Origin of the sequence: Streptomyces guryensis (assembly GCF_021261325.1) — a bacterium.
Taxonomy (GTDB): domain Bacteria; phylum Actinomycetota; class Actinomycetes; order Streptomycetales; family Streptomycetaceae; genus Streptomyces; species Streptomyces guryensis.
Window position 1 is genome coordinate 245,044 of the sequence record NZ_JAJSBI010000007.1, and the last position, 13,191, is coordinate 258,234.

Sequence of the window (13,191 nt, forward strand, 5' to 3'; positions counted from 1 at the left end):
GTTGAGATGTGCAAGGCGGTATGGGCGCGGCTGCGTGCCCTGGTGTGCAGGGCGCGTACGGCGCGCAGGGACGCGGGGATGGTCACCTCGGAGTACGCGATGGGGATCGTGGCGGCCGTGGCGTTCGCGGTGGTCCTCTACAAGGTGGTGACCAGCGGCGAGGTCAGCGCGGAGCTGCAGGCCATCGTGAAGAGGGCGCTCGATGCGCAGATGTGAGCAGGGCGGCGACAGGGGGTTCGTCACGGCGGAGTCGGCGATGGTGCTGCCTGTGCTGGTGATGTTCGCGATGGCACTGGTGTGGGGGCTGCTGGTCGTGGCCGCGCAGATCCAGTGCGTGGACGCGGCCCGGACCGGGGCGCGTGCGGCGGCCCGCCAGGACCCCGGCGACGAGGTCGTCCGGGTGGCCCGGGAGGCCGCCCCGCGCGGCGCGAAGGTCACCGTCGACCGGGAGGGGGCCCAGGTCCGCGTGGTCGTGGTGGCCCGGCCACCGGTGCTGCGCGGTCTGCCCTTCGACGTACGGGAGGAGGCCGTGGCCGCGGCGGAGGAGACCGTGGGGGTGGGGCCGTGACCGGCTGCTTCTTCGGGCGCCGGTGGGCCGTCGCCGGGGGCGGGGACCGTGGTTCAGCCACCGTCTGGAGCGTCGGTGCGATCGCTGTGCTGTGCGTGGTGTTCGGGGCCGTGCTCGCCCTGGGGCAGGCCGTCGTGGTCCGGCACCGTGCGGCCGGCGGTGCGGACCTCGCGGCACTCGCGGCTGCGGACCACTGGGCGGACGGCACCGCGGCGGCCTGTGGCCGGGCCGGCCGGGTCGCCCGGGCCCAGGGCACGCGGCTGGTGCGGTGCGTGGTCGTCGGCGAGATCTCGGACGTGACGGCGGCCTCGGGACGGGGGCCGTTCGCGGCGGAGGTCAGGGCACGGGCGGGGCCTGCGGGGCAGCCGGTTCCCGCGGAACGGGCTCTGCCTCGGCCTTCTCCTCCGGCGCCCCCCGCAACAGCACCGTGAGCAACCGCACCGCCCCCCTCTTGTGCAGCGGATCGTTGCCGTTGCCGCACTTGGGGGACTGGATGCAGGACGGGCAGCCGGCCTCGCACTCGCAGGAGGCGATGGCCTGGCGGGTGGCGGTGAGCCAGGCGCGGGCGGTGTGGAAGGCGCGCTCGGCGAACCCCGCCCCGCCCGGATGTCCGTCGTAGACGAAGACCGTCGGGAGGAGGGTGTCCGGGTGCAGCGGGACGGAGACGCCGCCGATGTCCCAGCGGTCGCAGGTCGCGAAGAGGGGCAGCATGCCGATCGACGCGTGCTCGGCGGCGTGCAGGGCGCCGCCGAGGATCTCCGGGTTGATCCGTGCCTCGTCCAGCTGGTCCTCGGTGACCGTCCACCACACCGCGCGTGTGCGCAGCGTCCGAGGAGGGAGGTCGAGTTTCGTCTCGCCGAGCACTTCACCGGTGATGAGCCGACGACGCAGGAAGGAGACAACCTGGTTGGTGACCTCGACGGAGCCGTAGCACAGGCGCCCGTCGCCCCAGGGGATCTCCGTGTCCGTCTCCAGGACCGTGATGGACGTCGTGTCGCGGGCGACCGTCGAATACGAGGGGCTCGCCTCCGTGACCAGGGCCACCGAGTCCTCCAGATCCAGGGAGCGTACGAGATACGTACGGCCCTGGTGGAGGTGGACCGCGCCCTCGTGGACGGTCGTGTGGGCGGCCCCCGCGTCGACCGTGCCGAGCAGGCGGCCCGTGCCGGACTCGACGATCTGCACCGGTCGGCCGCCCTCGCCGCGGATGTCGGCGAGGTCGGCGGCCCGTTCCCGGCGCGTCCAGTGCCAGGCCTTCGTCCGGCGGCGGAGCAGCTTCGCGGCCTCCAGCTGTGGCAGCAGCTCCTCGCAGGCGGGGCCGAACAGCTCGAAGTCCTCGTTGGTCAAAGGGAGTTCCGCGGCGGCGGCGCACAGGTGCGGGGCCAGGACGTACGGGTTGTCGGGGTCGAGGACCGTGGACTCCACGGGCTGGTCGAACAGCGCCTCCGGGTGGTGGACGAGGAAGGTGTCCAGCGGGTCGTCGCGGGCGACCAGGACGGCCAGCGCTCCCTGCCCGGAGCGTCCGGCGCGGCCCGCCTGCTGCCACAGGGACGCGCGCGTGCCGGGATATCCGGCGATCACCACGGCGTCCAGCCCCGAGACGTCGACGCCGAGTTCGAGGGCGGTGGTCGCGGCGAGGCCGAGGAGTTCACCGGAGTGCAGGGCCTGTTCGAGGGCGCGGCGTTCCTCCGGGAGATAGCCGCCGCGGTACGCCGCGACACGCCGGGCCAGGGCGCGGTCGACCTCGGCGAGGCGTTCCTGGGCGATCACCGAGATCAGCTCGGCGCCGCGCCGGGAGCGCACGAAGGCGACCGACCGGACTCCCTGCAGGGCGAGGTCGGTCAGCAGGTCGGCCGTCTCGGCGGTGGCGGTACGGCGGACAGGGGCGCCCTTCTCGCCCTGCATCTCGGTGAGCGGGGGCTCCCAGAGGGCGAACACCAGTTCACCGCGCGGTGAGGCGTCGTCGGCGACCTCGACCACCGGGAGGCCGGTCAGGCGGCGGGCGGCGACCGAGGGCTCGGCGGCGGTCGCGGAGGCCAGCAGGAAGACCGGGGAGGCGCCGTAGCGGGCGCACAGGCGGCGCAGACGGCGCAGCACCTGGGCGACGTGCGAGCCGAACACCCCGCGGTAGGTGTGGCACTCGTCGATGACGACGTACTTCAGCGACTTCAGGAAGGAGGACCAGCGGGAGTGGGACGGGAGTATGCCGCGGTGCAGCATGTCCGGGTTGGTCAGCACGTAGTTGGCGTACTGGCGGACCCATTCGCGCTCCTCGAAGGGCGTGTCCCCGTCGTACACCGCAGGACGTACGGCATTTCCCAGAGGTTGTGAAAGTTCCTTCACGGATCGGCACTGGTCCGCCGCAAGAGCCTTCGTGGGGGCCAGGTAGAGGGCGGTCGACCCGCGGCCGTTCGGGGCCTCGGAGCCGTCCAGGAGCGTCGAGAACACCGGGACCAGATACGCCAGGGACTTGCCGGACGCGGTGCCCGTGGCGACGACCACCGAGTCGCCGTCCAGCGCGTGCTCGGCGGCCCGTGCCTGATGGGCCCAGGGATGTTCGATACCGCAGGCCTGCACCGCGGCGACGACTTCCGAGCGAATCCGGTCAGGCCAGACGGCATGACGGCCCTCGCGCGGGGGCAAGTGCTCCGTATGAGTGATGCGCGAAGCCCGGCTCGGCCCGGAGGCGAGCCGGCCCAGGATCGTGCCCGGTGCGAGCCGGGACACGGGGTCCGCCGGGGATCGATCGGATCGGTGATTCTTGGCCATCGGCACCGAGTGTGTCACCGGCGTGACGGACAATGGGACCAAGGCGTCGTGCACGCCTGCCGTAAGTGATTGAATGCCATCGCGGCTGGCGAACCGTTCCGGGGGCTCTGCCGAGGTGTCCCGAGGGGCGACCGCTCGATTAGCAAGGTGCTGGAGGATCCGTGGACCTGTCCCTGTCGACCCGTACCGTCGGCGATCGTACGGTCGTCGAGGTCGGTGGAGAAATCGACGTATATACCGCGCCCAAGTTGCGCGAGCAGCTGGTCGAGCTGGTGAACGACGGGAGTTTCCACCTCGTCGTCGACATGGAGGGCGTGGACTTCCTCGACTCCACCGGGCTCGGCGTGCTGGTCGGCGGCCTGAAGCGGGTGCGTGCCCATGAGGGCTCGCTGCGCCTGGTCTGCAACCAGGAGCGCATTCTGAAGATCTTCCGTATCACCGGCCTCACCAAGGTGTTCCCGATCCACACCTCGGTCGAGGAAGCGGTGGCGGCCACCGACTGACCACCGCCGCACGGAGCGGGAAAGGACCGCTCCCGAGGCGGAAGAAGTTCAATGAGGGGGTCCGGGCTTTCGGCAGCCCGGCCCCCCGACCGCACGCCCGTAGTTCCGAGGGGGATGCATGGCCACCGTCGAACTCCGCTTCAGCGCGCTGCCCGAGCACGTCAGGACCGCCCGACTGGTGGCGGCAGCGGTGGCGCGCAGGGCCGGGGTGGACGAGGCCGTCCTCGACGAGGTCAGACTCGCCGTCGGCGAGGCCTGCAGCCGTGCCGTCGGACTGCACCAGAGCGCCGGGATCACCGCACCGGTGAAGGTGCAGCTGGTGGAGGAGGAGAAACAGTTCTCCATCGAGGTCGGCGACGAGGCACCGCGCTCCTCCCCGGGAGGAGGGGCATCGGGCTCGGCGGGTGAGGACGTGGAGACCGAGGAGGACGAGATGGGCCTCGCGGTCATCAGCGGCCTCGTCGACGATGTGGAGGTGACCGCCGGCGAGCACGGCGGGCAGATCCGCATGACCTGGCCGACCACACCGACCACCGCGGTCATCTCCTGACCTCACCCCCGTACACCGTCCAAGGGCCCTGCTGAGCAGGGCCCTTGGTGTTTTTCCGGCCTTCCCGGAATTAGTGAAGGAATTCACGATCAATCGCGTGACTGATCACGTGATAATTCGATCAAGCGTCAATGCAGGCGTCAATGCCTTTGAGGCATTACTTCTTTTGGGTTCTGTGGCACGGCGTCGATCATTTGCTGAAGAGCATGTGAAGGCTAATTCCGTTTACCGTGCTCTGTTTTGATCAGGTGCGGGTACCTAGAATCCGTCCACATCTTGAGCTCAGCCCAAGCGTCAAGGAGGACGAATGGCGGGGCTTTCTACCCCTCATCAGTTTGACCAACCCACAACCCTCGCAGCCGCGGTACTGACGGACGACAACCGGATCATCGTGATGGTCATCGGGGTCGTCGCGCTGGCCGCGCTCGTGGTCGCAGGCATCCTGGTGCGCCAGGTGCTCGCGGCGGGCGAGGGCACAGACAGCATGAAGGAGATCGCGGGAGCGGTCCAGGAAGGTGCGAACGCCTATCTGGCCCGGCAGTTGCGCACGCTCGGCGTATTCGCCGTGGTCGTGTTCTTCCTGCTCATGCTGCTGCCCGCGGACGACTGGAATCAGCGCGCCGGACGATCGATCTTCTTTTTGATCGGCGCGGCGTTCTCGGCAGCCACCGGCTATATCGGTATGTGGCTCGCCGTACGCAGCAATGTCCGTGTCGCCGCAGCGGCCCGGGAAGCGACCCCGGCGGAGGGTGAGCCGGAAAAGGATCTCACTACCGTCTCGCACAAAGCCATGAAGATCGCTTTCCGTACGGGCGGCGTCGTCGGCATGTTCACAGTGGGGCTCGGTCTGCTGGGCGCCTCCTGCGTGGTGCTGGTGTACGCGGCCGACGCGCCGAAAGTGCTCGAAGGCTTCGGCCTCGGGGCCGCCCTGATCGCCATGTTCATGCGTGTCGGCGGCGGCATCTTCACCAAGGCCGCCGACGTCGGCGCCGACCTGGTCGGCAAGGTCGAGCAGGGCATTCCGGAGGACGACCCGCGCAATGCCGCGACCATCGCCGACAACGTGGGCGACAACGTCGGCGACTGCGCGGGCATGGCGGCCGACCTGTTCGAGTCGTACGCCGTCACCCTGGTCGCCGCGCTGATCCTCGGCAAGGTGGCTTTCGGCGACGCCGGACTGGCCTTCCCCCTGCTCGTGCCCGCCATCGGCGTGCTCACCGCGATGATCGGAATCTTCGCCGTGGCCCCGCGCCGTTCGGACCGCAGCGGCATGTCCGCGATCAACCGCGGTTTCTTCATCTCCGCGGTGATCTCGCTCGTGCTGGTCGCGGTGGCCGTCTTCATCTATCTCCCGGCCAAGTACTCGGACCTCGACGGCGTCACCGATGCCGCCATCAGGGCCAAGGACGGCGACCCGCGGATCCTCGCGGTGGTCGCGGTGGGGATCGGCATTCTGCTGGCCGCAGTCATCCAGCAGCTGACCGGCTACTTCACCGAGACCAACCGCCGTCCTGTCATGGACATCGGCAAGACCTCGCTGACCGGCCCGGCCACCGTCGTCCTCGCCGGTATCTCGGTCGGTCTGGAGTCGGCCGTCTACACCGCTCTGCTGATCGGCCTCGGCGTGTACGGGGCGTTCCTGCTCGGCGGTACGTCGATCATGCTCGCGCTGTTCGCGGTGGCGCTGGCCGGTACCGGCCTGCTCACCACCGTCGGCGTGATCGTCGCGATGGACACCTTCGGGCCCGTCTCCGACAACGCTCAGGGCATCGCTGAGATGTCCGGCGACGTCACGGGCGCGGGCGCGCAGGTGCTCACCAACCTGGACGCGGTCGGCAACACCACCAAGGCCATCACCAAGGGCATCGCCATCGCCACCGCGGTCCTGGCGGCGTCGGCGCTCTTCGGGTCGTACCGTGACGCGATCACGACCGGCGCGCAGGACGTCGGCGAGAAGCTCTCCGGAGCGGGCGCCCCGATGAGCCTGATGATGGACATCTCGCAGCCCAACAACCTCGTCGGCCTGATCGCGGGCGCGGCGGTCGTCTTCCTCTTCTCGGGGCTGGCGATCAACGCGGTGTCGCGTTCGGCGGGCTCCGTGGTCTACGAGGTGCGGCGGCAGTTCCGTGAGCACCCCGGGATCATGGACTACACCGAAAAGCCCGAGTACGGGCGCGTCGTCGACATCTGCACCAAGGACGCCCTGCGGGAGCTGACGACGCCCGGTCTGCTGGCGGTCATGGCGCCCATCGCCATCGGGTTCACGCTCGGTGTCGGCGCGCTCGGCGCGTTCCTGGCCGGCGCGATCGGTTCGGGCACGCTGATGGCGGTGTTCCTCGCCAACTCCGGCGGGGCCTGGGACAACGCCAAGAAGCTCGTCGAGGACGGCCACCACGGCGGCAAGGGCAGCGAGGCCCACGCCGCCACGGTGATCGGCGACACGGTCGGCGACCCCTTCAAGGACACCGCGGGCCCCGCGATCAACCCGCTGCTGAAGGTGATGAACCTGGTGTCGCTGCTCATCGCACCCGCGGTGATCAAGTTCAGCTACGGCGACGACAAGAACCTGGGCGTACGGATCACGATCGCGATCCTCGCGCTGCTGGTCATCGTCGGGGCGGTCTACGTCTCCAAGCGGCGCGGGATCGCCGTGGGCGACGAGCCAGGCGCCGAGCGGGTGGCCAAGTCGGCCGATCCCGCGGTGGTTTCGTAGGCGGCCGCACGAGGCCCGGCTCAAAGGACGGGCGGGAGGCGCGTGTTGACGCGTCGCCCGCCCGTCTCGTGTTTTCACACCCTCACCGTGAGCCTTCTCTCGCCTGGTGTCATTAGTCACAAAAGGGGTCATAATCGACGTTCGGCATGCGGCCGGAGCCCGCCCTGCGTGTATGTTCCGGGGCCGAGAGCCATGGAAGGGACCAATCCGGTGAACAAGAAGCTCGCGGCCGCACTGTCCGGCGGTGCGGTACTGGTACTGGCGCTGTCGGGATGCACCAGCAGCAGCAAAGGCAACGACAAGCTGGATGCCTGGGCCAAGCAGGTCTGCGACGCGGTGCAGCCGCAGGCCAAGAAGATCGGGGCCGCCAGCGCCGCGATCCAGAAGCAGACCTCGGACAACAGCACACCGGATGCGGTCCGCAAGACCGATGCGCAGGCCTTCCAGGACATGTCCGACGCCTACAAGGCGATCGGCGACGCGGTCCAGAAGGCCGGCGCGCCCGATGTCGACAACGGTGCGAAGAAGCAGACGGACGCCGTCAAGGAGCTCGACGACATCGCCTCGTCGTACGCCGCTCTGAAGCAGAAGGTCGACACGCTCGACGTCAAGGACCAGGCCAAGTTCGCCGACGGCCTCAAGGGCATCGCGACCTCGCTGGACAAGCTGAGCACGAGCGGCAACGACGCCCTGAAGAACCTTGAGGCGGGCGACGTCGGCAAGGCCATGGCCAAGCAGGCCAGCTGCAAGAGCGCGTCCACGGCCCCTTCGCCGGCGACGAGCTGAGCCGGAGCTGCAGCCGACCTCTCGGCCCCGCCACAATGGGGGCGTGAGTATCTCCGGTCTGCCCGCCCTGCCCGCTGCCCCTGCTTCCGGCCCCTCCGACGTCGCCGCCCGGCTGCGGGACGCCCTGCTGGGGGCGTCCTTCACCGCCGACGGGCTGCTCGAGCTGCTCGGTGCCCCCGCGTACGCGGCGCTGGCGCGCAGCGAGACCGTGCCCGCGCTCAGGGCGACCCGTGGGGACACGCCGCTGGAGGTGCTCGTACGGCTGTTCCTGCTGCAGCAACCAGTGCCGCACGCGCGCGTGGCCGGCGTTCTGCCGATCGAGGCCTGCCTGGAGAGCGGCTGGCTGGTTCGGGCCGGCGGGGACGAGGTGGCCGCGACCGTGGATGTACGGCCGTACGGCGGGCCCGGCGGCGAGGACTGGTACATCGTGTCGGACCTGGGGTGTGCGGTCGGCGGAGCGGGCGGGATCGGCAGCCGTGACGAAGGCGTCGTCCTCGGCGTCGGCGGCGCGTCCACCACACTTGCCGGCATCAGCGTCCGTATGCCCGTCTCCGCCGCCCTCGACCTCGGCACCGGCTCCGGTATCCAGGCGCTGCACGCCGCGCAGCACGCCACGCGCGTGACGGCGACCGATCTCAACCCGCGCGCGCTGCACATCACCGCGCTCACGCTGGCGCTGTCCGGCGCCCCGGCGGCCGATCTGCGCGAGGGCTCGCTGTTCGAGCCGGTGCGCGACGACGAGACGTACGACCTGATCGTGTCGAACCCTCCCTTCGTGATCTCGCCCGGCGCGCGGCTGACGTACCGGGACGGCGGGATGGGCGGGGACGATCTGTGCCGCACGCTCGTTCAGCAGGCGGGGGAGCGGCTGAACGAGGGCGGGTTCGCGCAGTTCCTCGCCAACTGGCAGCACGTCGAGGGGGAGGACTGGCAGGACAGGATCAGGTCGTGGGTGCCGCGCGGCTGCGACGCGTGGATCGTGCAGCGCGAGGTGCAGGACGTCACACAGTACGCCGAGCTGTGGCTCAGGGACGCCGGTGACCACCGGGGCGACCCGGCCGAGTACCAGGCGCGCTACGACGCGTGGCTGGACGAATTCGAGGCGCGCAAGGTGAAGGCCGTAGGGTTCGGCTGGATCACCCTGCGCAGGACGGCGGCCGCCGTGCCCGCGATCACCGCGGAGGAGTGGCCGCACCCGGTCGAGCAGCCTCTTGGCGACACGGTACGGGCGCACTTCGACCGTCTCGACTATCTGCGCGCGCATGACGACGCGGCGCTGCTGGAAGGGCACTTCAGGCTCGTCGCCGAGGTCGTCCAGGAGCAGGTCGGGCTGCCCGGCGCCGAGGACCCGGAGCACGTCGTGCTGCGCCAGAACCGCGGCATGCGCCGGGCCACCAAGGTGGACACGGTGGGCGCGGGTTTCGCGGGCGTCTGCGACGGTTCGCTGAGCGCGGGCCGCATCCTGGACGCGATCGCCCAACTGGTCGGCGAGGACCCGGTGTTGCTGCGCGACCGCACGCCGGCGCAGATCAGGCTCTTGGTGGAGCAGGGATTCCTCGAACCGGCGTAGGTGCGGGTGCGGCGAAGTGGGCCGTTTTCGGGAAGCGGGCACGGATCTGCGGGCCGGTCACAGCGGCCGGTCGCAGGGGCCCTTCGCGCCCGGCGAATTGAGCCACGAGAAGGTCATCTGCAAAGCGAACGAGCCGTGCGGGAACAAGCTGTGCAGCAACTAATTCGAGTCGACCTGGAAGCCGTGTTCCGAGCGCATCGAGTGCGGCGGGACGGCGTACCGGGACGGCCGGGGGCTGCGGCCGAGGCCGGGCGAGGCCCGGATGAGTCCACAGGTCGGCCTGCTCGGCGTTCACCCCGGGTTCGCCCGTGCGCCGCCCACGCGTGTCAGTCTCCCCGGGCTGGGCACTCGCGAACGGGAGAAAAGGGGCACGCAAAGCCATGGAGAGCGGACCTGCGATCCTCGCAGGAGGGGTGTTCGCCCTGTTCGGAGGGGCGCTGCTGACATGGACCGTGACCCGGGTCAGGCACGGCGAACCCGTCGCCCACGGTGTGAACCCCGTCGCATCGGCGGCCCTCGCGAGCCTTGCCTCGGTGATCATGCTGGCCCTCGGAACATGGTGCCTGACCCGGGTCTGAAAGCCGCCCCGGAGCTGCGGCTCCGTAAATTGAGGGGTGACCCTCCGGACAGGCTCGAAAAGGCCGGTGGGTACTCCGGGCGGCAGGAATGGCGGTAGTCGGGTTACCGTTCGAGTGGCCGTTGCGGGCTTTTCCCGTTTGACACGGGGGCGGGATGTACCGTCACACTCCGCAGCGTCACCATGACCCGCCTCCGGGATCGAGAACCCCCGGGGAGGACCCAGCGTCGACCGGAGAGAAGAGCGAAGTTGTCCCCGACCAGCGAGACCGCACACGGCGGCCGCCGACTCGTCATCGTCGAGTCGCCCGCCAAGGCGAAGACGATCAAGGGCTACCTCGGCCCCGGATACATCGTCGAGGCGAGCGTCGGGCACATCCGCGACCTTCCCAACGGTGCCGCGGAGGTGCCGGAGAAGTACACCGGTGAGGTCCGCCGCCTCGGTGTGGACGTCGAACACGACTTCCAGCCCATCTATGTGGTCAACGCTGACAAGAGGGCCCAGGTCAAGAAGCTCAAGGACCTGCTCGCCGAATCCGACGAGCTCTTCCTCGCCACCGATGAGGACCGCGAGGGCGAGGCCATCGCGTGGCACCTCCTGGAGGTGCTCAAGCCCAAGGTCCCGGTCAAGCGCATGGTGTTCCACGAGATCACCAAGGACGCGATCCGCGAGGCCGTCGCCAACCCGCGCGACCTGAACAAGCGCATGGTCGACGCCCAGGAGACCCGCCGTATCCTCGACCGCCTCTACGGCTACGAGGTCTCGCCGGTCCTGTGGAAGAAGGTCATGCCGCGTCTGTCGGCCGGCCGCGTCCAGTCCGTCGCCACACGACTCGTGGTGGAGCGGGAACGCGAGCGCATCGCGTTTCGTTCTGCTGAGTACTGGGACCTGACGGGCACCTTCGCGACCGGCCGTGCGGGGGACTCCTCGGACCCGTCGTCGCTGGTCGCCCGCCTGGGGACCGTCGACGGCAGGCGGGTCGCGCAGGGCCGCGACTTCGACTCCCTGGGACAACTCAAGAGCGCGAACACCCTCCACCTCGACGAGGCCAACGCCCGCGCACTGGCCGCCGCACTGGAGCAGACGCAGTTCTCCGTCCGCTCCGTCGAGTCCAAGCCGTACCGCCGCTCGCCGTACGCCCCGTTCCGTACGACGACGCTGCAGCAGGAGGCGAGCCGCAAGCTCGGCTTCGGCGCGAAGGCCACCATGCAGGTCGCGCAGAAGCTGTACGAGAACGGCTACATCACGTACATGCGTACGGACTCCACGACGCTGAGCGACACCGCCGTGAGTGCCGCCCGTGCCCAGGTCACGCAGCTGTACGGCGCCGACTACCTGCCTGCGCAGCCGCGGACGTACGCCGGAAAGGTCAAGAACGCGCAGGAGGCGCACGAAGCGATCCGCCCCTCGGGTGATCGTTTCCGCACCCCCGCCGAGACCGGCCTGACCGGCGACCAGTTCAAGCTCTACGAGCTGATCTGGAAGCGGACCGTCGCCTCCCAGATGAAGGACGCGACCGGCAACTCCGTCACGGTGAAGATCGCCGGCACGGCGGCCGACGGCCGGGACGTCGAGTTCAGCGCGTCCGGCAAGACGATCACCTTCCACGGCTTCCTGAAGGCCTACGTCGAGGGCGCCGACGACCCGAACGCCGAGCTGGACGACCGCGAGCGCCGCCTTCCGCAGGTCAGCGAGGGCGACCGGCTGAGCGCCGAGGAGATCACGGTCGACGGGCACGCAACCAAGCCCCCGGCCCGCTACACCGAGGCCAGCCTGGTCAAGGAGCTCGAAGAGCGCGAGATCGGCCGCCCGTCGACGTACGCGTCGATCATCGGCACGATCCTCGACCGAGGCTATGTCTTCAAGAAGGGCACGGCACTCGTCCCGTCCTTCCTGTCCTTCGCCGTGGTCAACCTCCTGGAGAAGCACTTCGGGCGGCTCGTCGACTACGACTTCACCGCCAAGATGGAGGACGACCTCGACCGCATCGCCCGCGGCGAGGCGCAGTCCGTGCCGTGGCTGAAGCGCTTCTACTTCGGCGAGGGCACCAGCAACGGCGACGCGTCCGACGCCGGCAACGGCGACGGGGACCACCTCGGCGGCCTCAAGGAACTGGTGACCGACCTGGGAGCGATCGACGCGCGCGAGGTGTCCTCGTTCCCGGTGGGCAACGACATCGTGCTCAGGGTCGGCCGCTACGGCCCGTACATCGAGCGCGGCGAGAAGGACTCCGAGAACCACCAGCGGGCCGACGTGCCCGAGGACCTCGCGCCGGACGAGCTGAGCATCGAGCTCGCGGAGGAGCTGCTCGCCAAGCCGAGCGGGGACTTCGAGCTCGGTGCCGACCCGGTGAGCGGCCACCAGATCATCGCCCGGGACGGGCGCTACGGCCCCTACGTCACCGAGGTGCTCCCCGAGGGCACCCCGAAGACAGGCAAGAACGCCGTCAAGCCGCGTACGGCCTCGCTGTTCAAGTCGATGTCGCTGGACACGGTGACGCTGGAGGACGCGCTCAGGCTGATGTCGCTGCCGCGCGTCGTCGGCGCCGACGCCGAGGGCCAGGAGATCACAGCGCAGAACGGGCGTTACGGGCCGTACCTGAAGAAGGGCACGGACTCGCGTTCGCTTCAGACCGAGGACCAGCTCTTCACGATCACGCTCGAAGAGGCGCTGGCGATCTACGCCCAGCCGAAGCAGCGCGGTCGCGCGGCCGCCAAGCCGCCGCTGAAGGAGCTGGGCACCGACCCGGTCAGCGAGAAGCCGGTCGTGGTCAAGGACGGCCGTTTCGGACCGTACGTGACCGATGGGGAGACCAACGCGACCCTGCGCTCCGGCGACAGCGTCGAGGAGATCACCCCGGAGCGCGGGTTCGAACTGCTCGCCGAGAAGCGGGCGAAGGCGCCCGCCAAGAAGACGGCGAAGAAGGCGCCTGCGAAGAAGGCTCCGGCCAAGAAGGCGACGGCCGCGAAGAAGACGGCGGCCAAGAAGACGACGGCTGCGAAGAAGACGACCGCCAAGAAGACGACGACCGCCGCGAAGAAGGCGACCGCTTCGAAGACGGCGTCGGACGACTGAGTCAGGGCGACTGGTCAGGGCGACTAGGTCGGGGCGACTGAGTCGGGACGACTCGGTCAACCCGGCTGCGTCAACCCGAC

Annotated in this window: 11 protein-coding genes; 10 read left to right on the plus strand and 1 reads right to left on the minus strand. The window is 69.7% G+C overall.

Features of this window, described 5'->3' with window-relative positions:
- The first annotated feature begins 6 nt into the window (after positions 1-6).
- From LJ657_RS16895 to LJ657_RS16905, 3 genes are read left to right on the plus strand one after another with little or no spacing between them, the layout of a single operon-like run.
- Entirely contained in the window at positions 7-216 is a 210-nt protein-coding gene (locus LJ657_RS16895) for a DUF4244 domain-containing protein (RefSeq protein ID WP_232649433.1), read from the plus strand.
- Positions 203-568, plus strand: a complete 366-nt coding sequence (locus LJ657_RS16900) for a TadE family type IV pilus minor pilin (protein ID WP_232649434.1) — start codon at positions 203-205, stop codon at positions 566-568. The genes LJ657_RS16895 and LJ657_RS16900 overlap by 14 nt, the downstream gene beginning before the upstream one ends.
- Complete coding sequence (locus tag LJ657_RS16905; RefSeq protein ID WP_232649435.1) at positions 565-999, plus strand: Rv3654c family TadE-like protein; 435 nt, start codon at positions 565-567, stop codon at positions 997-999. The genes LJ657_RS16900 and LJ657_RS16905 overlap by 4 nt, the downstream gene beginning before the upstream one ends.
- On the opposite strand, the gene sftH is transcribed toward LJ657_RS16905, so the two are convergent.
- Positions 905-3,337 (minus strand): DEAD/DEAH box helicase, encoded by a 2,433-nt coding sequence (gene sftH / locus LJ657_RS16910; RefSeq protein WP_232649436.1) that lies wholly within the window; start codon positions 3,335-3,337, stop codon positions 905-907. The genes LJ657_RS16905 and sftH overlap by 95 nt on opposite strands.
- Before the next feature lie 161 nt (positions 3,338-3,498).
- On the opposite strand from sftH, the gene bldG reads away from it, so the two are divergent.
- From bldG to topA, 7 genes are all read left to right on the plus strand, one after another.
- On the plus strand, positions 3,499-3,840 hold the full coding sequence (gene bldG / locus LJ657_RS16915) for an anti-sigma factor antagonist BldG (RefSeq protein WP_003975386.1): 342 nt from the start codon (positions 3,499-3,501) through the stop codon (positions 3,838-3,840).
- 118 nt (positions 3,841-3,958) lie between these two features.
- A complete protein-coding gene (locus LJ657_RS16920; RefSeq protein ID WP_232649437.1) occupies positions 3,959-4,390 on the plus strand; it encodes an ATP-binding protein in 432 nt (143 codons plus the stop codon).
- 307 nt (positions 4,391-4,697) lie between these two features.
- Positions 4,698-7,103, plus strand: a complete 2,406-nt coding sequence (locus tag LJ657_RS16925; RefSeq protein ID WP_232649438.1) for a sodium-translocating pyrophosphatase — start codon at positions 4,698-4,700, stop codon at positions 7,101-7,103.
- 192 nt (positions 7,104-7,295) lie between these two features.
- Positions 7,296-7,889: a small secreted protein gene (locus tag LJ657_RS16930; protein ID WP_232649439.1), complete on the plus strand. Its 594-nt coding sequence runs from the start codon at positions 7,296-7,298 to the stop codon at positions 7,887-7,889.
- A 43-nt stretch (positions 7,890-7,932) separates the two neighbouring features.
- Complete coding sequence (locus LJ657_RS16935) at positions 7,933-9,459, plus strand: DUF7059 domain-containing protein (RefSeq protein WP_232649440.1); 1,527 nt, start codon at positions 7,933-7,935, stop codon at positions 9,457-9,459.
- 380 nt (positions 9,460-9,839) lie between these two features.
- The gene (locus LJ657_RS16940) at positions 9,840-10,037 is read left to right on the plus strand and encodes a hypothetical protein (RefSeq protein ID WP_232649441.1); all 198 of its coding nucleotides are present in this window, start codon (positions 9,840-9,842) and stop codon (positions 10,035-10,037) included.
- 248 nt (positions 10,038-10,285) lie between these two features.
- Positions 10,286-13,111: a type I DNA topoisomerase gene (gene topA / locus LJ657_RS16945; RefSeq protein ID WP_232649442.1), complete on the plus strand. Its 2,826-nt coding sequence runs from the start codon at positions 10,286-10,288 to the stop codon at positions 13,109-13,111.
- The last annotated feature ends 80 nt before the right edge of the window (positions 13,112-13,191 follow it).